19 protein-coding genes and 1 tRNA gene are annotated in these 19,496 nt (G+C 65.9%); 9 read left to right on the top strand and 11 right to left on the bottom strand.

The genetic code is table 11. From position 1 onward, the window contains the following. Window positions 1–9 precede the first annotated feature (9 nt). The 6 genes from ACP97_RS08740 to ACP97_RS08715 all read right to left on the bottom strand — a co-directional run bounded on the left by ACP97_RS08740 (window position 10) and on the right by ACP97_RS08715 (window position 6,995). Window positions 10–1,098: an ABC transporter permease gene (locus tag ACP97_RS08740; RefSeq protein ID WP_049997454.1), complete on the bottom strand. Its 1,089-nt coding sequence runs from the start codon at window positions 1,096–1,098 to the stop codon at window positions 10–12. Then, window positions 1,095–2,321, bottom strand: a complete 1,227-nt coding sequence (locus ACP97_RS08735; protein WP_049997453.1) for an ABC transporter permease — start codon at window positions 2,319–2,321, stop codon at window positions 1,095–1,097. The genes ACP97_RS08740 and ACP97_RS08735 overlap by 4 nt, the downstream gene beginning before the upstream one ends. Continuing rightward, entirely contained in the window at window positions 2,318–3,874 is a 1,557-nt protein-coding gene (locus tag ACP97_RS08730) for an ABC transporter ATP-binding protein (protein WP_049997452.1), read from the bottom strand. Before ACP97_RS08730 ends, ACP97_RS08735 begins: the two co-directional genes overlap by 4 nt. A 69-nt stretch (window positions 3,875–3,943) precedes the next feature. After that, on the bottom strand, window positions 3,944–5,101 hold the full coding sequence (locus ACP97_RS08725; protein WP_049997451.1) for a BMP family lipoprotein: 1,158 nt from the start codon (window positions 5,099–5,101) through the stop codon (window positions 3,944–3,946). A gap of 46 nt (window positions 5,102–5,147) precedes the next feature. Continuing rightward, entirely contained in the window at window positions 5,148–6,497 is a 1,350-nt protein-coding gene (locus tag ACP97_RS08720) for a phosphohexomutase domain-containing protein (RefSeq protein ID WP_049997450.1), read from the bottom strand. A 39-nt stretch (window positions 6,498–6,536) separates the two neighbouring features. After that, window positions 6,537–6,995 (bottom strand): DUF5793 family protein, encoded by a 459-nt coding sequence (locus ACP97_RS08715; RefSeq protein WP_049997449.1) that lies wholly within the window; start codon window positions 6,993–6,995, stop codon window positions 6,537–6,539. 139 nt (window positions 6,996–7,134) lie between these two features. Here ACP97_RS08715 and ACP97_RS08710 point away from each other — a divergent pair, with 139 nt between their 5' ends. From ACP97_RS08710 to lrpA1, 7 genes are all read left to right on the top strand, one after another. Then, entirely contained in the window at window positions 7,135–7,665 is a 531-nt protein-coding gene (locus ACP97_RS08710; protein ID WP_049997448.1) for a DUF7549 family protein, read from the top strand. Between the two features lie 37 nt (window positions 7,666–7,702). After that, window positions 7,703–8,356, top strand: coding sequence for a class I SAM-dependent methyltransferase (locus tag ACP97_RS08705; protein WP_049997447.1), 654 nt, complete (start codon window positions 7,703–7,705; stop codon window positions 8,354–8,356). Between the two features lie 90 nt (window positions 8,357–8,446). Next, window positions 8,447–8,517, top strand: a tRNA-Gly gene (locus ACP97_RS08700). A gap of 139 nt (window positions 8,518–8,656) precedes the next feature. Beyond that, on the top strand, window positions 8,657–10,096 hold the full coding sequence (locus tag ACP97_RS08695) for a sugar transferase (RefSeq protein ID WP_049997446.1): 1,440 nt from the start codon (window positions 8,657–8,659) through the stop codon (window positions 10,094–10,096). A 172-nt stretch (window positions 10,097–10,268) separates the two neighbouring features. Next, a complete protein-coding gene (locus ACP97_RS08690) occupies window positions 10,269–12,167 on the top strand; it encodes a 2-oxoacid:acceptor oxidoreductase subunit alpha (RefSeq protein ID WP_049997445.1) in 1,899 nt (632 codons plus the stop codon). A 3-nt stretch (window positions 12,168–12,170) separates the two neighbouring features. After that, the gene (locus ACP97_RS08685) at window positions 12,171–13,118 is read left to right on the top strand and encodes a thiamine pyrophosphate-dependent enzyme (protein ID WP_049997444.1); all 948 of its coding nucleotides are present in this window, start codon (window positions 12,171–12,173) and stop codon (window positions 13,116–13,118) included. Window positions 13,119–13,186: 68 nt separating this feature from the next. After that, window positions 13,187–13,615 carry an HTH-type transcriptional regulator LrpA1 gene (lrpA1, locus tag ACP97_RS08680; RefSeq protein WP_049997443.1) on the top strand — a complete coding sequence of 143 codons (429 nt, stop codon included), beginning with the start codon at window positions 13,187–13,189 and terminating at the stop codon, window positions 13,613–13,615. A 310-nt stretch (window positions 13,616–13,925) separates the two neighbouring features. Here the strand turns inward: lrpA1 and map are convergent, their stop codons facing one another. Continuing rightward, window positions 13,926–14,819 (bottom strand): type II methionyl aminopeptidase, encoded by an 894-nt coding sequence (gene map, locus ACP97_RS08675; protein WP_049997442.1) that lies wholly within the window; start codon window positions 14,817–14,819, stop codon window positions 13,926–13,928. Window positions 14,820–14,858: 39 nt separating this feature from the next. Beyond that, window positions 14,859–15,707, bottom strand: a complete 849-nt coding sequence (locus ACP97_RS08670) for an isoaspartyl peptidase/L-asparaginase (RefSeq protein WP_049997441.1) — start codon at window positions 15,705–15,707, stop codon at window positions 14,859–14,861. A 102-nt stretch (window positions 15,708–15,809) separates the two neighbouring features. Between ACP97_RS08670 and icd the strand changes: the two genes are divergently transcribed. After that, entirely contained in the window at window positions 15,810–17,063 is a 1,254-nt protein-coding gene (gene icd, locus ACP97_RS08665; RefSeq protein ID WP_049997440.1) for an isocitrate dehydrogenase (NADP(+)), read from the top strand. 6 nt (window positions 17,064–17,069) lie between these two features. Here icd and ACP97_RS08660 read toward each other — a convergent pair whose 3' ends face one another. Both ACP97_RS08660 and ACP97_RS08655 read right to left on the bottom strand, forming a co-directional pair. Further along, window positions 17,070–17,300 carry a hypothetical protein gene (locus tag ACP97_RS08660; protein ID WP_049997439.1) on the bottom strand — a complete coding sequence of 77 codons (231 nt, stop codon included), beginning with the start codon at window positions 17,298–17,300 and terminating at the stop codon, window positions 17,070–17,072. A 51-nt stretch (window positions 17,301–17,351) separates the two neighbouring features. Further along, on the bottom strand, window positions 17,352–17,687 hold the full coding sequence (locus ACP97_RS08655; RefSeq protein WP_049997438.1) for a cupin domain-containing protein: 336 nt from the start codon (window positions 17,685–17,687) through the stop codon (window positions 17,352–17,354). 60 nt (window positions 17,688–17,747) lie between these two features. On the opposite strand from ACP97_RS08655, the gene ACP97_RS08650 reads away from it, so the two are divergent. Then, window positions 17,748–18,263 carry a DUF5817 domain-containing protein gene (locus ACP97_RS08650; protein ID WP_049997437.1) on the top strand — a complete coding sequence of 172 codons (516 nt, stop codon included), beginning with the start codon at window positions 17,748–17,750 and terminating at the stop codon, window positions 18,261–18,263. Between the two features lie 3 nt (window positions 18,264–18,266). Here the strand turns inward: ACP97_RS08650 and ACP97_RS08645 are convergent, their stop codons facing one another. After that, window positions 18,267–19,430: an outer membrane lipoprotein-sorting protein gene (locus tag ACP97_RS08645; RefSeq protein WP_049997436.1), complete on the bottom strand. Its 1,164-nt coding sequence runs from the start codon at window positions 19,428–19,430 to the stop codon at window positions 18,267–18,269. Window positions 19,431–19,496 lie beyond the last annotated feature (66 nt).

Raw genomic sequence — 19,496 nt, 5'->3', positions numbered from 1 at the left:
GTCGACCGCTCAGTCCTCGCCGGATTCGTAGTGCTCGCCGGCCGCCGAGGGAACGCGCGTGCGCCCGACGAGCGCGAGGACGACTATCACGGTGATGTAGGGTATCGTCTGGATGAGCGACCCGGGCACCATGTAGGCCGGGATCTGCTGGAGGCGAAGCTGGAGCGCATCGAGGCCCGCAAAGAGCACTGCGGCCCCGAACGCGCCGATTGGGTTGTAGTTCCCGAACAGATAGGCGACGATGGCGATGAACCCCCGACCGTTGACCATCGTCTGGCCGTTGCCGATGAACTGGCCGACCTGCCCGAGCGAGAGGCCGACGCCGCCGATGCCCGCGAGCACGCCCGAGAGGGTGATGGCCAGATAGCGCACCCGCGTCACGTCGACGCCGGCGGTGTCGAGTGCTTTCGGGTTCTCGCCGCTCGCGCGCACGTGCCGGCCGAACGAGGTCCGATTGAGCACGTACCAGCCGCCGCCGACGACGACGAACATCAGATAGACCGTCGGGCTGGCGTCGAACAGGACCGGGCCGACGAACGGTAGCTCCGAGAGCACGGGAATCGTCCACGTGCCGAGCGTGCCCACGCTGGCGGTGTTGACGCTGCCGTAGACGACCGTGGCCGCGAAGGGTGCAAGCCCGAGCGCGATGAGCCAGACGGCGAGTCCGGCGATGATCTGGTCCGCCCGGAATTCGATGCAGACAACCGCGAACAGCAGCGACAGCAGCGTGCTGGCGAGCACACCGGCGACGAAGCCGACCCAGATACTGGGTATCGAGAAGACCGAGCCGACCGCGTCGGTGACGAACACCCCTGTAAAGGCCGAGATGATCAACAGTCCCTCCAGTCCGATGTTGATGACACCGGCCTTCTCGGCGAAGATGCCGCCGACGGCCGCACAGGCAATGGGTACCGCGAGCCGGAGCGCCGCCCCGAGCGTGCTCTCGCTGGTCGCCAGTCCCAGCAGGTCGCCGGCGAGCGTTTCGGGGAAGACGAGTCCGTAGAGTGCGGCGATGGCGACCAGCGCGCCCAGTCCGTAGGCGAGGCCGCGTCTGAGGCCGCTGCCCGTGACCGCCGACCGCAGCCGACCGACGCTCATGGTTTCCCTCCCGATTCGCTCGGTGTTCCTCCATCCGTTGCGACGGCCGGTTCGCGGTCAGTCGTGACGAAGCGCGTCCCGAGCAGCCGGAAGAACTCCGGCATCGCCACGAACAGGATGATGAGACCGCGGAGCACGCCGACCAGTTGGACGGGGACCCCGGTCGAGAGCTGTACGGCCAGGGAACCGCTCTTGAGCACGCCGAACAGCAACGCCGCGGGCACCACCCCTAATGGATTGTTGCCGGCGAGGATCGAGACGGTGATGCCGTCGAAACCGAGCGCCGGCACGCCAGTCTGGAAGCGCCCCATCACCATCAGCACCCAGACCGCGCCGCCGATGCCCGCGAAGGCTCCCGACAGCGCCATGCTCGACACGATGGTGCGTTTGGCGTCGACGCCGCCGTATCGCGCGGCTTCGGGCTGGAGACCGCTCGTCCGCAGGTCGAAGCCGTACGAGGTGTAGCCGATGAGGTAGTAGAGACCGGCGACGAGCGCCAGTCCGCCCGCGAGCGCGACGATGGAGAAGTCGCTTCCCGAGCCGAACAGTGCCGATTCGAGCACCGCTCCTGCTGGTATTTCGCTGGTCTCGACCGACTGGCTATCGGGTGCGGCGAAATAGGTCGAAACGAGGAAGAAGGCGACCTGTGCGGCGACGAAGTTGAGCATGATCGTCGTGATCACCTCGTTGGCGTCGGCGTAGGCCTTGAGCGCGCCCGGAATCGCCCCGTAGAGACCGCCGGCGAGTGCGCCGACGCCCACACCGAGCGGCACCAACAGCAGCCCGCTGACACCCGGGAGGAGCGGGCCGGCAGTGAGAACCGCGATGGCGCTCGCCAGCCCGCCGATGACGAGTTGGCCCTGCGAGCCGATGTTGAACAGCCCTGCCCGGAAGGCCACCGCCACCGACAGTCCCGTGAAGATCAGGAGCGTGCTCTCTTTGAGTGTCAGCGCCATGTTGAAGTTGAACGGATCACTCAGAAGGCTGCCGAACGCGCCTGTCACGAGGAGGACGTAGACCGAGACGGGGTTGTAACAGGAGGTGAGACCGAACACGCCGTAGGCCGGCTCCTCGCAGGTCGCGGCCGTTCCCGAGAAGAAGACGATGAGACCGCCCACGAGTACCGACGCCACGAGCGCCGCCAGACTCAGCGCCAGCCGTTCGGCCCACGACGCCGCCACGAGCCGTCGGAGGCCGTCCTCGACGCGCTCGCGCGCGCTCATCGCTCGCCCCCGTCGGCGCTCACGCCCTCGGCAGTCGCCGGTTCGTCGGGGCGCTCGCCGGCCATCAACAGTCCGAGTTCCTCCTCGGTGACCTCGTCGGGGTCGACGACGTCGACGAACTCGCCGTCGTGCATCACGGCGAGCCTGTCCGAGAGTCCGCGCACCTCGGCGAGGTTCGCCGAGATCAAGAGGACGGCGACGCCTGCTTCGCGGAGCGCGAGCAGCCGGTCGTGGACGAACTCCGTCGAGCCGACGTCCACTCCCCGCGTCGGGTGGGTCGCCACGACCATTCCCGGATCGCGTTCGAGTTCGCGTCCGACGAGGAACTTCTGTTGGTTGCCTCCCGACAGCGATTTCGCCGTCGCCTCTGGATTCGGTGGACGGACGTCGTAGGTCTCGATGACGTCGCTCGCGTGCTCGCGTGCGCCCGCCCAGTCGATGCGTGTTCCACCGACCGGCGGCGTGTGCTGACCGCCGAGCACGCCGTTTTCGGTGAGGTCGAAGTCCATCACGAGTCCACGCTCCTGTCTGTCCTCGGGGACGTAGGCCATCCCGCGGTCGATGTGGCCGCGCCGCGAGACGCCCGCGAGGTTCTCGCCATCCAGACTCACCGTCCCGGCATCCGGCGTCCGGAGACCGGTGAGCGCTTCGACGAGTTCGGCCTGTCCGTTGCCGTCGACGCCTGCGATACCCAGAATCTCTCCTTCACGTACCTCGAAATTCACGTCTCCGACCCGTTCGGTTCCCTCCTCAATCACCGAGAGACCGTCGACGTCGAGCACCGTTCCGCCGGTCTCGACGGGGTCGGTCTCGATGTCGAGGACGACCTCGCGGCCGACCATCATCTCGGCGAGTTGCTCGCGGGTCGTTTCGTCGGCGTCCACAGTACCGACGTTCTCGCCGTCGCGCAGCACCGTGATGTCGTCGGCGACGCTCATCGCCTCGCCGAGTTTGTGGGTGATGAACAGCACAGTTTTCCCCTCGGCGGTGAGTTCCTCGAAGACCGAAAACAGCTCCTCGACCTCCTGCGGGGTGAGTACCGCCGTCGGCTCGTCGAGGATCAGGACGTCGGCACCGCGGTAGAGCGCCTTCAGGATCTCGACGCGTTGGCGCTCGCCGACGCTGATCTCCTCGATCCGCTCGTCCGGGTTCACCGCGAAGCCGTAGCGTTCGGAGAGGTCGGCGACCGATTCTTTCGCTCGCGAGCGGTCGGTTGCGAGTCCGCCCCACTTGGTGGGTTCGTTGCCGAGCACGACGTTCTCGGCGACGGTCATCGGCGGCACGAGCATGAAGTGTTGGTGGATCATGCCGATGCCGGCGTCGATGGCGTCGCGCGGCGCGTCGAACTCCCGCACCTCGCCGTCGAGTTCGATGGTTCCTCCCTCTGGCTGATACAGCCCGTAGAGGACGTTCATCAGCGTGGATTTCCCGGCCCCGTTCTCGCCGAGCAGCGCGTGGACGCTCCCTGCTTCGACAGTCAGATCGACCGCGTCGTTGGCGACGACGCCCGGAAAGCGCTTGGTGATGCTATCGAGGGCGATCGCGTCGGTCATTCGTCACCCGCTTTCGCCGATCGAGACGTGTATCCGTGGGTTCGGTCGGTGTCGAACACGGCCCTCGAACTACTTGCCCGAACCGGGTTTCTGTGGCACGCTGATCTCGCCCGAAACGATCTTCTTGCGCGATTCCTTGAGCGCCTGTTTGACCTCCTTCGGGATCGCCGAGCCGAGCTGTTTGCCGTAGACGACTTCGACGCCGTCCTTTTCGAGACCGAGCGTCTTCGTTCCTCCGCCCTCGAAGTTCCCGTTGACGACGCTTTCGATGGAACTGAACACGGCGTTGTCGACCTGTTTGACCATGCTCGCGAGGATCACGTTGGCGAACTTGGGCTGGCTTTTCGACTGGTCGGCGTCGACGCCGAGGGCGTAGCGGTTCTGCTCGCTGGCCGCCTGAAAGACGCCGATACCCGTCGCGCCGGCGGCGTGATAGACGATGTCCGCGCCATCGTTGTACATCGACAGCGCCGCCTCCTTGCCCGCACCGGGGTCGGCAAAGGAGCCAGTGTAGGCGACGTTGACGCTCGCGTCCTCGTTCGCGTACTGGACACCCTTCTCGAAGCCGGCCTGGAACTTCTGGATGAGCGGGGCCTCCTCGCCGCCGACGAAGCCGAGCTTCGCGTTCTCGGGGTTTGTCTTGCCGCCGCCGGCGCTCAGTTTCTCGGTCGTCAACAGCCCGGCGAGATGGCCGATCTGGAACGAGCCTTGCTCCTCTTTGAAGACGTAGTTGGCGACGTTCGACTCCTCGACGACGCCGTCGACCAGCATGAACTTCTGATCGGGGAAGTTCGGCGCGACGTCGGTCAGCGCGCTGACCTGTGCGAACCCGATACAGGAGACGAGGTCGTAGTTGGGGCTGGTCGACTGGGCGTACCGGCGCTGGAAGGTCGGGAAGTCGGAGTTCTGCTCGGGTTGGGCCTCGTTGTAGCTGACGCCGAGTTCCTGCTTCGCGCGCTCGACGCCCCGATGGGCCATGTCGTTGAACGACTTGTCGCCGAGACCGCCCTTCGCGTAGACCATCCCGATGTTCGCGTTCGAACCGGAGCCGGACCCGCCCGAGCCACCGCCGCCGGAGCCGTTGCCACTGCCGCTGGTGTTGCCGCCGCTGCCGTTCGAGCCGCCCGACTCACCGTCGCCACCGCCACCGCCGCTCGTACAGCCGGCGACACCGGCGACACCCGCAACACCCGCGATACGAAGGAACTGCCGTCTATCAGGGGACATACTCTATCCGTATCAACGACGATGACGATTTAAACGTATCGGAGACTCACGCCGCCACGGCCGCCTCGACTTCGTCTACCGTACGCTCGACGAGCGCATCGACGGTCTCGCTCTCGGCGTAGACCCTCACCTTGGGTTCGGTCCCGCTTGGCCTGACGAGCACCCAGCCGTCGTCGAGTTCGACGCGCACGCCGTGTGACGTGTCGCGTTCGCCGTCGGGGAACGCCGCGCCGAGCGCGCTCTCCAACTCGTCCATCACACTCCCTTTGCGCTCGTCGGGACACTCGACGCTCACCTTCCGGTAGGGACGTTCGTTGACGGGTTCGCGGAGCGCGTCGAGATCCGAATCGGCGACCAGTCGGGCGAGGACGGCGGCGCTCGCCACACCGTCGATCCACGGTCCGAGTTCCGGGTGGATGTGTTTCCACGGCTCGGCGGCGAACACGACTTCCGTACCCTCTTCACCGTTCTCGCGGGCCGCACGGATGCCCTCGTGGAGTGCTCCCAATCGAACCCGCTCGACGCGCCCGCCGGCCGCCGCGACGCGCTCGTCGATACGTGAGGAGGCGTTCGGCGTCGTCACCATTACCGGATCGCCGGCGTCGCTCGCACGGGTGTAGTGTTCGGCGAGCATCGCCACGACCGTGTCCTCGTGGACGATGTCGCCATCGCTATCGAGGAACACTACCCGGTCGGCGTCGCCGTCGTGGGCGACCCCCAGTTCCGTATCGCCGTCCGCGACGAACGTGCTGAACGCCGAAAGCGTCTCCGGGGTCGGCTTCGACCCGCGGGCGGGGAAGTGGCCGTCGACGTTCGCGTTTACCCCTACGACGTCGGCTCCGAGCGCCGAGAGCACCTGCGGGGTCGCCCGGCTCGCCATGCCGTTCCCGCAGTCGACGGATATGTTCATGCCGCCGAGCGGCCCACCCTGTTCGCGGGCGTACGCCGCGACGTGCTTGCGATAGGCCGCGAGCGGCTCGACCCGCTCGGCGCTGCCCCACTCGTCCCAGTTCGCCGGCGCACTCTCGGACTCGACGCGCTCCTCGATGCGTGCCTCGGCGTCGTCGCCGTACTCCTGTCCATCGGAAAAGAGTTTGAGACCGTTGTCGGTCGGCGGGTTGTGACTCGCAGTGACCATGATACCACGACGCCCGCGCGAGGCAAAGGCCAGCGCCGGCGTCGGGAGCATACCGGCACGGCGGACGTCCGCGCCGGCGCTTTCGAGGCCCGCTTCGAGCGCCGCGAGGAGTGCGGGACCGGTCTCGCGGCCGTCGCGGGCGACGACGAACTCGGTGGTCGAATCCGCGCCGGCCGCGCGCCCGACCGCGAGCGCGAGGCTCGGCGTCACGCGCTCGGTTGCGCTGCCGCGGATGCCCGCGGTGCCGAAGAGGTTCATGAACGGGTGTCGGACGGAGAGCTATTTAGTGCGGACGGTTCACAGCTCGACGCCGCCGGGGATCAGGCTGTGCTGGCGGACGAGGTTGCCCTCGTCATTATAAACGAGAAACGTCGATTTCTCGTGGGCGAGCAGCTGCTCGCCGTCCTGTGCGACCGTGATGCGATAGCGGCCCTCGTCGTCGGTGTGGTCGCCGTAGGCGCGCGCCGCGCGAATGAACGCGAGGACCCCCTCGGCATCGGCGTTCAGTTCGAGGACGAAATCGCCGGTGATGCGGTTGGTGATCGAGAGCACGCCCTCGTCCTCGCCGTCGTGAAAGCGGTAGTTGACGTCCGTCTCGTCGGCATCGACGAGCGTTCCCTCCGTGCCGGCGAGACGCGACTGGAGCAGCTCTCCCGGACCGTCGAACTCGATGGCGACCGTCGGCTTTCGGGGTTCGCCATCGGACGACGCCCACTCGGTGTTGCTGACGTGAATGTCGAAGTTCTCGCGCCTCATTCGGTTCTACTCCGTCTACGTACCCTGCCGTCATGAACGTAACGCCGCCCCGGACGCTGCATCGAGCGCCGACTCCCACGGGAGTTCGCCGTCGCGACCACCGACAGGTTTTACCCGGCCACCAGCGACAACGGTGACAATGGCCCTCGATGTCACGGACCGTGCGCCCGAGATCGCCGCGTTCGCGGCGTTCGTCGCCGCGCTGGTCCCGTGGTCGGTGTCGCTCTCGGACGGGCGATTCTCCGAGGCGGTCACCCTCCGGTTCGTCTTCGGTTCGCTCGAATTCGCCTTCGGCGCGCGCTCGCTCGACATGACGCGAGGACTGGTCCCGATCACCGACGTCGGCGCGCGGTACGGCGGCGATCTCGCGCAAGCGGGCACGCTCTGGCTCGTCGCGGCCGCGCTGCTCGTCGTCGCGCTGGCGTTGGCGCTCGCACTCGTGCTCGCTGGCGAGCGCCTCCTCGTGGGAGCGTTCGACCCGGTGCGGGCGATGGGTGCGCTCTGTCTCGGGATGGCACTCTGCCTCTCGGGGGCGGCGTGGCTACTGTGGCAGCACACGCCCGAGACCCCGATCCCGGTTGGAGTGGTCGCCCTCTTCCTCTTCGGCGCGGGGCTGCTCACCATCGACCGGACTCACGCCGGCCGGCCGAGCACCGAGGCGAGCGGGTAGCGACAGGTTCAATCCGGCGGCACCGAACCATCCGGCGATGGGCGATCCGACCCGGCGTGACGTGCGCGAGACCTACGACCGCATCGGCGAGCACTTCGCCAAGACCCGTGCGCATCCGTGGCCGGCCGTCGAACGCTTCGTCGAGGGAAGCGAGAAAGTCGATGTCGGACTCGACCTCGGTTGTGGCAACGCGCGCCACGCCGCGGTGCTTGCCGACCGTGCCGAGCGAGTGATCGGGATCGACGCGAGCCAAGCGCTGCTCGACGCGGCGCGCGAGCGCCGCGAGAGCGAAGGATTCGCCATCGACCTCTGTCGGGGTGACGCGACCAGCCTCCCGCTCGCTGCTCGTACTGTGGATCTCGTGGTGTACATCGCCACCCTCCACCATCTGCCGACCCGCGGGGACCGCATCGAAAGCCTCGACGAACTCGCGCGCGTCCTCGCGCCGGGTGGGCGGGCGCTCGTGAGCGCGTGGAGCACGACTCACGACCGATTCGAAGGGAACGAGGGCTTCGATACGACCGTCGACTGGACGCTACCCGGCGGCGAGACCGTGGCCCGCTACTACCACATCTACGACCCGGCGGAGTTCGAGGCCGACCTGCGAGAGAGCGCGCTCGCCGTCGAGCGCGCCTTCGAAGAGCGGGGCAACTGCTACGGCGTCGTCGGCGTCGAAGGGAAACGGACTTAATCGACGCGGGGATACGGCCGCGTGAGCGCCAGGTTGAGGCGAACGTCGTTCGCCGATGCGTGGCGCACAAGTGAGCAAAACGAACGTAGTGCGCCAGTGGTCTAATGGTAGGACAAGGGCCTTCCAAGCCCTCGGTCGGGGTTCGATTCCCCGCTGGCGCATACTGGCGCCGAATCGCCGTTTTTCGGGCTCTTCGGGAGGCTCTCGGCCGGGGTTGATTCAGCCAGTTTCATCGCCAGCAACGGTCCACAATACTTATGTCCGCCGCTGGCACTCGTTTATGCGACTCGCTCGATCAGCATGGAACCCACTACAGGATGGCGGTATCGCATCGCGAGCAGCCTCGGCGCGAGCGTTCTCGTCGTCTGTTCGATCGTGGTGGCGAACCAGCCGTTCGCACAAACCGTGTTGACGGCCGTTCCACCGTTCGACCGTCTCGCCCCGACCGTCCTCACGGACGGCCGTCTGCTGGTGGCGATCCTGACGGCGCTCCTGCTGATGCTCGCCGCGCTGTTGGCGCTGTTCAAGCCCCATCCACGGCGCATTCTCGACACGATTTCGCTCACGCTCCGGCGCGTGTTCGGCGGCGCGCTCGCGCTCGCCGCGATCGGCTACTTCGATTACACCTATCGGCTCCCGCGGACGACCCTGCTGTTGACGACGCTGTTTCTTACCATCGCGCTGCCGGCGTGGTTCGTTGCCATCCGTCGCCGGCCGGCGGCGACGGTCGAACGGGCGGTGTTGGTCGGCGACGACCCGGCATCGATGGCCGAACTGGTCGATACGACCGACCTGCCGATCGTCGGCTACATCGCCCCGGCGATCCGGTACGACGCCACGCAAGCGCCGGCGGGGTTGGAGGTGGCCGATGGCGGGACGCACGTCCACACACGACTCGACGACATCGAGCGGCTGGGCGGACTCTCGCGGCTCGACGAACTGCTCGTCGCCGGGAACATCGACACGGCGATACTCACCTTCGAGCGCTCGGACCGTGCGGAGTTCTTCGGCGCGCTCGCCACCTGCAGCAGTCACGGCGTCACCGCGAAGGTCCACCGCAAACACGCCGATAGCGTACTCACGACCGGAACGGGTGTGGGCGAACTCATCGACGCCGAACTCGAACCGTGGGACTGGCAGGACCGCACCATCAAACGGGGCTTCGACATCGCCTTCGCGCTCACGGGGCTGGTGGTGCTCTCGCCGCTCATCCTCGCCATCGCGGTGGCGATCAAACTCGACGACGGCGGACCACTGTTCTACGGACAGGAGCGAACCGCCGAGTTCGGCGAGACGTTTCGCGTGTTCAAGTTCCGCAGCATGGTGCCCGATGCGGAGGCGACGACCGGCGCGAAACTCAGCGAGGAGGACGCCGGCGGCGTCGACCCCCGTGTCACGCACGCTGGACGGCTCCTTCGGCGGACACATCTGGACGAGATCCCACAGCTGTGGTCGATCCTGACCGGCGACATGAGCGTCGTCGGCCCCCGACCGGAACGGCCCGAACTCGACGACGACATCGAGACGAACCTCATCGAGTGGCGACGGCGGTGGTTCGTGAAGCCGGGACTGACCGGCCTCGCCCAGATCAACGAGATCACCGGCTACGACCCGGAACGAAAGCTCCAGTACGACGTCAAGTACATCAACGAACAGTCGATCTGGTTCGACATCCACATCGTCGTCCGACAGGTGTGGCTCGTGCTGAGCGACCTCTTCGTAACCATCACCAGCCGCTGACCGACGGCGAAGACGGTCCCGACATTGAGTTCTCTCCGTCATCCCCGCCGTGCGTGTGACCTTCATTATCGACTGGGAATATATACCAAACCCACATGATAGACTAGTATTGATTCACCGGAAACCCTTTTATAACGGCCTCACAAAGCCAGAGTAGGCGGTTCGTCTATCCATGACAGAACACGAACTCATCTGGCGGATCGCAGGCGGTTCCGGTGACGGAATCGACTCGACCAGCCAGAACTTCACCAAGGCGCTGATGCGTACGGGGCTGGACGTCTTTACACACAGACATTACCCCTCGCGGATCCGCGGCGGGCACACCTACGTCGAAGTGCGTGCCGCCGACCACGCGGTCAAATCCCGTGGCGACGGCTACGACTTCCTGCTGGCGCTCGGCGACAGTTTCGCGCGCAACCCACAGGCCAGCGGCGAGGCCTACTATGGGAACGAGGAGGTCAAACCGCTCTCGGAGAACCTCGACGAACTGCGCGAGGGCGGCGTGATCGTCTACGACGAGGGACTGCTCGACACCGACGAGGTCGAGAACTTCGACGAGCGTGTCGAGGAAAACGACTGGCACGTCTATCCGCTCGACCTCCGAGGGCTGGCCCGCGAGCACGGCCGCGAGATCATGCGCAACACGGCCGGCGTGGCGGCGACGGCCGCGCTCATCGGGATGAGTACTGAAATATTCGAGGAGCTGATGAGCGACTCGATGAGCGGCGAGATGCTCGACACCAACGTCGAGGTGCTCGAAGAGGCCTATCGGGAGGTCAGCGAGATGGACTTCTCCCACGACCTCGAAGTGCCCACGGGTAGCCACGACGAGGAGCAGGTCCTGCTCAACGGCAGTCACGCGGTCGCCTACGGCGCGCTCGACGAGGGCTGTCGGTTCATCTCTGGGTACCCCATGACGCCGTGGACGGACGTCTTCACCATCATGACCCAGCACCTCCCCGCAGTGGGGGGTATCTCCGAACAGGTCGAAGACGAGATCGCGGCGGCATCGCTCGCCATCGGGGCCTCCCACGCTGGCGTCAAGGCAATGAGCGGTTCGTCGGGTGGCGGCTTCGCGCTGATGTCCGAACCGCTCGGACTGGCGGAGATGACCGAGACGCCGTTGGTCTTGGTGGAGGCGATGCGGGCGGGTCCCTCGACGGGCATGCCGACCAAACCCGAACAGGCGGACTTGGAGCACATCCTCTATACGAGTCAGGGTGATTCGAACAGGGTAGTGTTCGCGCCGAGCACGGTCCGGGAGGCCTACGAGCAGTCCCGCGAGGCGTTCCGGGTGGCGTACGACTACCAGATCCCCACGGTGATCGTCATCGACCAGAAACTCTCCGGCGAGTTGGCGAGCGTGCCGGCGAGCCACTTCGACCGCGAGCCGAACGCCGACCTCGGGAGCGTCCTCACCGAAGACGAGATCCAGGAGGCCGCCCATCACGCCTCGGGGACGTTCAACCGCTTCCAGCACGACCCAGAAAACGGCGTCAGCCCGCGCACGATTCCCGGCCAGAAGGACGGACGGTTCCTCGCCTCGGGCAACGAGCACACCCCGCAGGGCCACATCGAGGAGGACCCCGACAACCGGGTAGCGCAGGTCGACCGGCGCAGCCGAAAGCTCGAAGCGATCCGCGACGATCTGGACGGACAGGACCACTCCAATCAGACCTACTACGGGCCCGAGGACGCGGAGCACGGCATCATGGTCTGGGGGAGTCAGCAGGGAAGCGTCGAGGAGGCCGTCGACAGGCTGAACGACCAGGGACATTCGGTGAAGGCACTCGGCGTGAGCGACCTCATGCCCTACCCGAAAAAGGAGGTGACCGAGTTCCTCGAATCGGTCGATGAATGTCTGGTCGTCGAGATGAACGTCACCGCCCAGTTCAGAGGTCTCACCCAGAAGGAACTCGGGCGATTCGGCGAGACGATGTCGAGCCTGCTCAAGTACAACGGCAACCCGTTCGAACCCGCCGAGATCGTCGAAGGGTTCGAGATTCAGGTGAACGGCGGCGACGAGCCACCGACCGCACAGACGCGCATCGAACCGGCAGCAGGTGACTAACTCATGAGCAAATCATTCAGTGCAATCGGCGCAGCGGCACAGGACGACGAGATCGACCGCGAGGCGTTCACACCCGGTATCGAACCGCAGGCGACGTGGTGTCCGGGCTGTGGCGACTTCGGGGTACTGAAGGCGCTCAAAGGTGCGATGCCCGAAGTCGGTCGGACGCCCGACGAGACGCTGCTCGTCACCGGAATCGGCTGCTCGGGCAAACTGTCGAGCTACTTCGAGTCGTATGGTTTTCACTCGATTCACGGGCGCTCGCTGCCGGTCGCACGGGCGGCGAAACTCGCCAATCCCGGTCTCGAAGTCATCGCGGCGGGCGGCGACGGCGATGGCTACGGCATCGGCGGGAACCACTTCATGCACACCGCCCGCGAGAACCACGACATGACCTACATCGTGTTCAACAACGAGATCTTCGGGCTGACGAAGGGCCAGACTTCGCCCACCAGCCCGAAGGGTCACGAGTCGAAGACCCAACCCCACGGGTCAGCGAAGGACCCGATCCGACCGCTCTCGATGGCGCTCTCCTCGGGGGCTTCCTACATCGCCCGCACCGCGGCGGTGAACCCCCGACAGGCGACCGAGATCCTCACCGAAGCGATGGAACACGACGGGTTCGCCCACATCGACTTCCTCACGCAGTGTCCGACGTGGAACAAGGACGCAAAGCAGTACGTCCCCTACACCGACGTCCAGCAGTCCGACGACTACGACTTCGACGTCCACGACCGCCGCGAAGCCGCCGAAATGATGCACGAGACCGAGGACAAACTCTACGAGGGCGAAGTCCTCACCGGTCGGTTCTACGTCGACGAGGATAGACACTCCTACGGCGAGGAGAAGCGTTCGACGGGCGAGATGCCCGAACAGCCGCTGGCCGAGCGCTACTTCGACGACGACTACGACTGGGAGCGCAGCTACGACCTGCTCGACGCCCACAAGTAGGCCGTCGAGCGGTAGAAGCGCGTTTTCCGATACGGAAGATATTTTTTCATCGACGCCAACTAGGGGACATGAGCGCGGACTCCACCGAGGACCGCATTCTCGCCGTCTTGGAGGAGGATGCGCAGGCCTCGTACGCCGACATCGCACACCGGGCGGAAGTATCGAAGCCCACCGTTCGGAAGTACATCGACAAACTCGAACGCGACGGCGTCATCACTGGCTACTCGGCCGACGTCGACCCGAAGAAACTCTCCGGGCGCTCGATCGCGCTCGTCGGCATCGAAGTCGAGAGCGGCCGCTACGTCGAGGCGACACGCGCCATCGAAGCGCTCGACGAGATCGAGGCGCTCTACAGCTCCAGCGGCGACCACATGCTGATGGCCGAGGTGCGTGCCGCCGACGGCAACGCCGTCGGGAGCGTCATCGCCGACGACATCCTCTCCATCGATGGTGTCACCGCCGCCCATCCCTCGTTCCTGCAGGAACGGCTCAAATAAGAAGGACCTTTTTACTGCGTCGGGTGGCCTCCCTGCGGTCGGCCACCGCTCCTTGCAAAAAGCTACGCTAAAAATTCCCGCTCGCAAACCGCGCGAGCGGCGAACCGCGCTCACTTCGTTCGCGCGGACACACCCTACAACCGCCGCGCACAGCACCGCCGAAGCCCTCGGCGCGCTCCCTTCGGTCGCGGTGTTCACTTCGCTCACACCATGCGCCTCGCCCTTCATCCACCAAGGGACCGCAACCGCACCGCCACCACCGCGACCGCACCGGCCGCACCGCGGACGGCCACCGGCCGCAACCGCCGCCTCAGCGCTCGGTCGTCACTTCACAGCCGTCCTCGGTGACGATGACGGTGTGTTCTTTCTGACTGACGAGATTGCCGGCGTCCTCCTTGAGCACGGGATAGCTGTGGACGACGTTCTGGCGTTCGAGACGGCGCAGCGCCATCTCGGGCCGGTCGACGTCGAGCCAGCGGGTGGCAAAGGGAAGGGTACGGAACTGCTCGGTGATCTGGTCGAGCGCCTCGCGGGCGTCACGATTTCTGACCGACCGCTCGTGTTCGAGCGCGAAGATCTCGGTCTCGTTGCCCTCGCCGACCTTGCCGCTCCCGTCCGTAGCGAACGGCTCGATGGCGACCACGTCGCCGGCTTCGAGTTCGACGCTCTGACTCACCGCGCGATTCGGGATGTTCGGCGGGGTGTGCTGCTCCCACCGGGCGAGTCCGTGGCCCGTGAGATTCACGACCGGATTGTAGCCGTAGTCGTCGATGACCTCCTCGATGCGCGCGCCGATGTCGCCCGTGCTGACGCCGTCCTCGACGAGTTCGAGTGCGGCCTCCAGTGCGGCTTCCGGCGCTTCGGCGAGGTCGGGATTGTCCGAGAGGTCGACAGTAACTGCGGTATCGGCCAGCCAGCCGTCGACGTGCACGCCGATGTCCAGATTCACCATCTCCTCGCCGAACGTCGATTCGTCGTCGATGCTCGGCGTCGCGTGGGCAGCCTCCTCGTCGATGGAGATGTTCACCGGGAAGGCCGGCTCGCCGCCCAGCTCCTGCGTGCGTTCTTCGGCCCACTCGGCGACTTCGAGGTGGCTTGCACCGACCTCGACGCGCTCGGCCGCCTCCTCGCGTACCTGTGCGAGGATTTCGCCCGCCTCACGACAGTTCTCGTACTGCTCCTCGGAGAGGTCCACGTCGCTCATATCGTGGGATAGAGCGTTCGGGCCAAAGGTCTGCCGCTCTCATGTATCGGTGGCCGTCTGCATCGCCGCCGAGTTGTACGCACTCCCCGTCCGTCCTTCGTCGTCGAGCACGATGATTCCTGCCGTGGAGTCGGTCAACTCCTCGAACTCTCCGATGACGTTCGCGGCGGCCTCCCGAGGGTTCTCGCCGGCTTCGAGCCGTCGCACCGCTTCGCGGGCGAGGGTCGTCCGGGCGATGTCCTCGCCGGCACCGGTCGCGCTCGCCCCGCCAGCGGGTGAGGCGTAGAACCCACAGCCGACCTGTGGCACGTCGCCGACCCGACCGGCGAGGGCGAACCACCGTCCGCCGGTCGACGTCGCAGCCGCAACTCGGCCCTCGTCGACCGCGACCGCACCGACCGTGTCCGCTCCCGAAAAGTGCTCGCGCACCCACTCGATGCGCTCTCGAACGTCGGCCGATTCGGGCGGCTCGGCCTCCGCGAAGCGCTCGCGCGTCCGCTCGGTCGTGAGATTTTCACTCCCGATGCCGAATTCCTCGGCGAACGAGACGGCGTGCTTGCCCGCGAGCAGCACGTGTGGCGTTTCGGTCATGACGCGACGGGCGACGGACACGGCGTGGCGAACGCCCGGCATCGAACAGGCCGCACTCACCTCGCGCTCGTCGGTCATCATCCCGGCGTCGGTTCTCACGATTCCATCGGATTGGATGGCCCCGCCGACGCCGGCGTTGAATCGCGGGTTCGATTCGAGAATACCGACTGCACTGACGACCGCTTCGACGGGCGTCGCCGCCTCCGCATCGCTCGCGGCGGCCTCGTCGAGGACGGCCTGTCGTTTTCCGGGTTCATCCGGTTCGTCGCCGGCACCGCCGTGAACGATGAGCTGCATGGCGAAAGCGCGACGGCGAGGGGCATAATCGTCACGACCCATCGAGCGGCCGAGCGCTGGCGAAAGACAGCCCTTTTAGCACGGCCGAGCGAATCCCGGGGTATGTCTTATGAACAGGTCGAGATTCCGGGCGCAGGCGAGCAGATAACCAGTGACGACGATGAACTCGCAGTCCCCGACGACCCCATCATTCCCATCATTCACGGCGACGGTATCGGGACCGACGTCGCCCCGGCCGCCCAACGAGTGCTCGGTGCGGCCGCCGAAGCCACCGGGAAAGAGATCCACTGGATGCGCCTCTACGCCGGCGAATCCGCTCGCGAGCAGTACGACGAGAACCTCCCCGACGACACCCTCGACGCGCTGCGCGAGTTCAAGGTCGGTATCAAGGGACCGCTGACCACTCCTGTTGGCGCGGGCTACCGAAGCCTCAACGTCGCGCTGCGCAAACGCCTCGACCTCTATACGAACATGCGGCCGACCTACCACATCGACGGGGTTCCCTCGCCAGTCAAGAACCCCGACGCGATGGACATGGTCAATTTCCGGGAGAACACCGAAGACGTCTATGCGGGTATCGAGTGGGAAGCCGGCACCGAGGAGGCAGAGCAGGTCCGCGAGTTCGTCGAGGACGAGATGGGCTTCACCGAGTCGATTCACGATGGACCCGTCGGCATCGGCATCAAACCCATCTCGGAGTTCGGCACCAAACGACTGGTCCGACAGGCCATCGACTACGCGCTCGCGAACGGTCGTGAATCCGTTACTCTAGTCCACAAGGGTAACATCATGAAGTTCACTGAAGGAACCTTCCGTGACTGGGGCTACGAGGTCGCCCGCGAGGAGTACGGTGAAAACGTCATCACTGAGGACACGCTCTGGGACGAGCGCGACGGCGAAGCGCCCGACGCCGACGTAGTGGTCAACGACCGCATCGCCGACAACATGCTCCAGCAGATCCTCACCCGAACTGAAGAATACAGCGTCCTCGCCATGCCGAACCTGAATGGGGACTACCTCTCGGATGCAGCGGGCGCACAGATCGGTGGACTGGGCATCGCCCCCGGCGCGAACATCGGCGACGGGCGCTTCCTCGCCGAGCCAGTCCACGGCAGCGCGCCGAAATACGCCGGTCAGGACAAGGTCAACCCGACGGCGATGATCCTCTCGGGACGCATCATGCTCGAACATCTCGGCTGGCAGGACGCCGCCGACCTGATCTACGACGGTGTCGAGGACGCCATCACCGCGAAGAAGGTCACTTACGACATCCACCGGCAGATCGAGGGCGGCGAGAAACTCGCCACCAGCGAGTTCGCCGACGTCATCATCGACAGCATCGAGCAGAACGCCTGAATCGGGCTACGACACTCGTTCTCTGATTTTTTCGACGTATCGGGGCGTTCGGGAGACGATCCGCACCAACCCGATGACGAACCCTACTCCTGCACCGGCGACGACCACTCGATCGACGATTGTGGGAACCGGACCGGGCGTGAAGCGGGCGATGACCAGCCCAACGACCGCCAACAACCAGACGAGATAGAGCGTGAGACCGACCCTCGTCGCGGTGCGTCTAATCGTCCGATTCATGGTGTTCGTTCGGGAACCAAAACCGTAGTCGTTCCGACTGGCTGTCGTCTCTCACTCCGCCCAGTCGGGATTTTCGCGCGGCGGGTTGAAGACGTCGATACCACGAACGGTTTCGTCGCCGCGATTTTCGGCCCCGTGGGACTCGCCGCCGGGAATCACGTAGCTATCGCCCGGGCCGAGTTCGCGCTCCTCGTCGTCGAGAACGAACGTCAGGGTCCCTTCGACCAGATAGCCGGCCTGTTCGTGGGGATGGCTGTGGGCGGGCACGCTGGCTCCGGGGTCGATCGCGAACTGCTGGACGTTCATTGCCTCGCCGCCGGCCAGCAGGGCGAGGCGAACGCCGTCGAGCGCCTCTGTGGGGTCGCTGTCGGTGCCGATGATTTCCATACCCGCCACTCGCCCCGCGAGTACCTAAAGGTTCAACTGAATCCGGTTCCTGTTCGACCCATGTACGCGGTGGTCGGCTGCGGAGAGTGCAGCACCCTCTGGGTGGTCGAGGGCCGCCCGGAGACGACGCGATGTCCCTCCTGTCGAAAACGCCACCGCTTCGAGCGGTTGAAGAAGTTCGCCGAGACCGACGATGCCGACGCCGCCCGCCAGGCCCGCACCGCGCTGCTCACGGATCGCAGCGAGCACGCGCCCGACGAACTGGACTCGTTCGCCGATCTCGAATCACGGGCCGAGAGCGGCGGGATGAGTGACAAGGAGTTCCTCGACCGATCGGGTCTCGATGCCGAACGCGTGCGTGAGGTGGGCGAGCGTGCGACCGAAGGCAGTGGAAGCCAGAGCCGGATGGAAACCGTTCGTGCGGCGCTTGCCGATCTCGACCGCCCGACCGAAGAAGAAATCGTCGCCTACGCACGCGAGCGCGATGTCCCCGCGGAGTTCACCGAGCGCGCGCTCGAAAAACTCGTCCGCCGGGGTGCGGCGAGCGAACACCGGGGTCAGTATCGCTCGATCTGAGGTTCACTCGACGGTTTCGGCGAGCGCGATCGCCTCGTCGGTCGATTCGTCGGTCACGATGGCGTGTGTGGTCTCTCCGTCGCTCCAGACGACCACCGTCCGGCCCTGCATCGTCGCCGCGGTCGCGTCCGTCCCATCGATTTCGACATCAGTTCCGTTCAACTGCTCGTAGGGGACTTGCTCGCCGTCGGCCGTGACGAGCGTGGCGTTCGTCGCGCCGTCAGCGTACTGTTGGGCGACGAGTGTGCCGTCGCCGGTCCCTGCGATGGTTGCCTCGTCGAACTCGAACCCGTCGGCGGCGAGTTTCGGCAAGTCGCCGTCGAACGCCTCGTCGGTGGCGTCGAAATCGTCGTAGGTTTCGGTTGCACTCTCTTCACGGTCGGCCGGCGGCGCGAACGTGCTCTCGTGGACGCTGGCGTTGAAGCGCTGGTCGTCGTAGCGCACGGTCGTCGCGTTCACCCCGTCGGTGACACGGGCTTTGAGCAGCCGCGAGTCGTTCGTCGCGACCCACATCGTGCCCTCGACGTCGACGCTCTCGTCGTCGTGGCTGAGCGAAACGACGTAGGCCTCGACTCCCTCGACGGTCTCGGTGCCGGTCCGGGTCGCAGAGAGGTTCGCCTCGGAGAGATTCGTCGGGAGTGAGTCGTTCGCTTCGTCCCACTCGGCCGGCAGTGATTCGCAGTCGACCGTCGAGAGGTTCGCGGCGGCCGCCTCCATTGTCTCGGCACCGGGGGCCGAGTCGTTGGCGTCGAACGTCGCCGCGCGCTCGCGGGCCGCCTCACAGACCTCGCTGGTGTCCCGTGCGTTCTCGACGGCCCACGTGCGCTGGAGTGTGGGCGAATCGACCCACGCGACGCTGCCGTTGGTACCCATCGTCACCGTTCGGCCGTCTGTCGTGAGCGCGACGCGCGCTCCCTCGTCGTCGGCGAGGGCGTACTCGACGGTGCCGGTGTGGTTCGCGCTCGCGTTCGACATCGTGATTTCGGCGCTACCGGTGAGCGTCTCGGCGCTCTCGTACTTCTCCTGGGTATCCTCGAGAATCGCCTCGCCGGACGGGCCGTCGGTCGTCTGTGCGAACGCCACGCCGCCGACGACCGCCCCCACGACGCAGACCAGCACGAGGGCGATGGCGGGCGAGACGCGCCCACGGGTTCCGGAATCGTCCATCGTCAATCCTTCGCACTGGACGAGTAAATACCCACGGTCGATACGGTTCTATCCTTGCGGAACGAC

Origin of the sequence: Halococcus sediminicola (genome assembly GCF_000755245.1) — an archaeon.
Lineage (GTDB): Archaea > Halobacteriota > Halobacteria > Halobacteriales > Halococcaceae > Halococcus > Halococcus sediminicola.
This window is presented reverse-complemented; position numbering and strand designations above follow the sequence as displayed.

Excerpts from the sequence above, each read along its gene's own strand:
- ACP97_RS08695 (WP_049997446.1), top strand. The coding sequence starts at position 8,657 with ATGGAACCCACTACAGGATGGCGGTATCGCATCGCGAGCAGCCTCGGC.
- ACP97_RS08730 (WP_049997452.1), bottom strand. The coding sequence starts at position 3,874 with ATGACCGACGCGATCGCCCTCGATAGCATCACCAAGCGCTTTCCGGGC.
- ACP97_RS08740 (WP_049997454.1), bottom strand. The coding sequence starts at position 1,098 with ATGAGCGTCGGTCGGCTGCGGTCGGCGGTCACGGGCAGCGGCCTCAGA.
- ACP97_RS08725 (WP_049997451.1), bottom strand. The coding sequence starts at position 5,101 with ATGTCCCCTGATAGACGGCAGTTCCTTCGTATCGCGGGTGTTGCGGGT.
- ACP97_RS08735 (WP_049997453.1), bottom strand. The coding sequence starts at position 2,321 with ATGAGCGCGCGCGAGCGCGTCGAGGACGGCCTCCGACGGCTCGTGGCG.
- ACP97_RS08715 (WP_049997449.1), bottom strand. The coding sequence starts at position 6,995 with ATGAGGCGCGAGAACTTCGACATTCACGTCAGCAACACCGAGTGGGCG.
- map (WP_049997442.1), bottom strand. The coding sequence starts at position 14,819 with ATGAGCGACGTGGACCTCTCCGAGGAGCAGTACGAGAACTGTCGTGAG.
- ACP97_RS08685 (WP_049997444.1), top strand. The coding sequence starts at position 12,171 with ATGAGCAAATCATTCAGTGCAATCGGCGCAGCGGCACAGGACGACGAG.
- ACP97_RS08690 (WP_049997445.1), top strand. The coding sequence starts at position 10,269 with ATGACAGAACACGAACTCATCTGGCGGATCGCAGGCGGTTCCGGTGAC.
- icd (WP_049997440.1), top strand. The coding sequence starts at position 15,810 with ATGTCTTATGAACAGGTCGAGATTCCGGGCGCAGGCGAGCAGATAACC.
- ACP97_RS08660 (WP_049997439.1), bottom strand. The coding sequence starts at position 17,300 with ATGAATCGGACGATTAGACGCACCGCGACGAGGGTCGGTCTCACGCTC.
- ACP97_RS08705 (WP_049997447.1), top strand. The coding sequence starts at position 7,703 with ATGGGCGATCCGACCCGGCGTGACGTGCGCGAGACCTACGACCGCATC.
- ACP97_RS08670 (WP_049997441.1), bottom strand. The coding sequence starts at position 15,707 with ATGCAGCTCATCGTTCACGGCGGTGCCGGCGACGAACCGGATGAACCC.
- ACP97_RS08720 (WP_049997450.1), bottom strand. The coding sequence starts at position 6,497 with ATGAACCTCTTCGGCACCGCGGGCATCCGCGGCAGCGCAACCGAGCGC.
- ACP97_RS08710 (WP_049997448.1), top strand. The coding sequence starts at position 7,135 with ATGGCCCTCGATGTCACGGACCGTGCGCCCGAGATCGCCGCGTTCGCG.
- ACP97_RS08655 (WP_049997438.1), bottom strand. The coding sequence starts at position 17,687 with ATGGAAATCATCGGCACCGACAGCGACCCCACAGAGGCGCTCGACGGC.
- ACP97_RS08645 (WP_049997436.1), bottom strand. The coding sequence starts at position 19,430 with ATGGACGATTCCGGAACCCGTGGGCGCGTCTCGCCCGCCATCGCCCTC.
- ACP97_RS08650 (WP_049997437.1), top strand. The coding sequence starts at position 17,748 with ATGTACGCGGTGGTCGGCTGCGGAGAGTGCAGCACCCTCTGGGTGGTC.
- lrpA1 (WP_049997443.1), top strand. The coding sequence starts at position 13,187 with ATGAGCGCGGACTCCACCGAGGACCGCATTCTCGCCGTCTTGGAGGAG.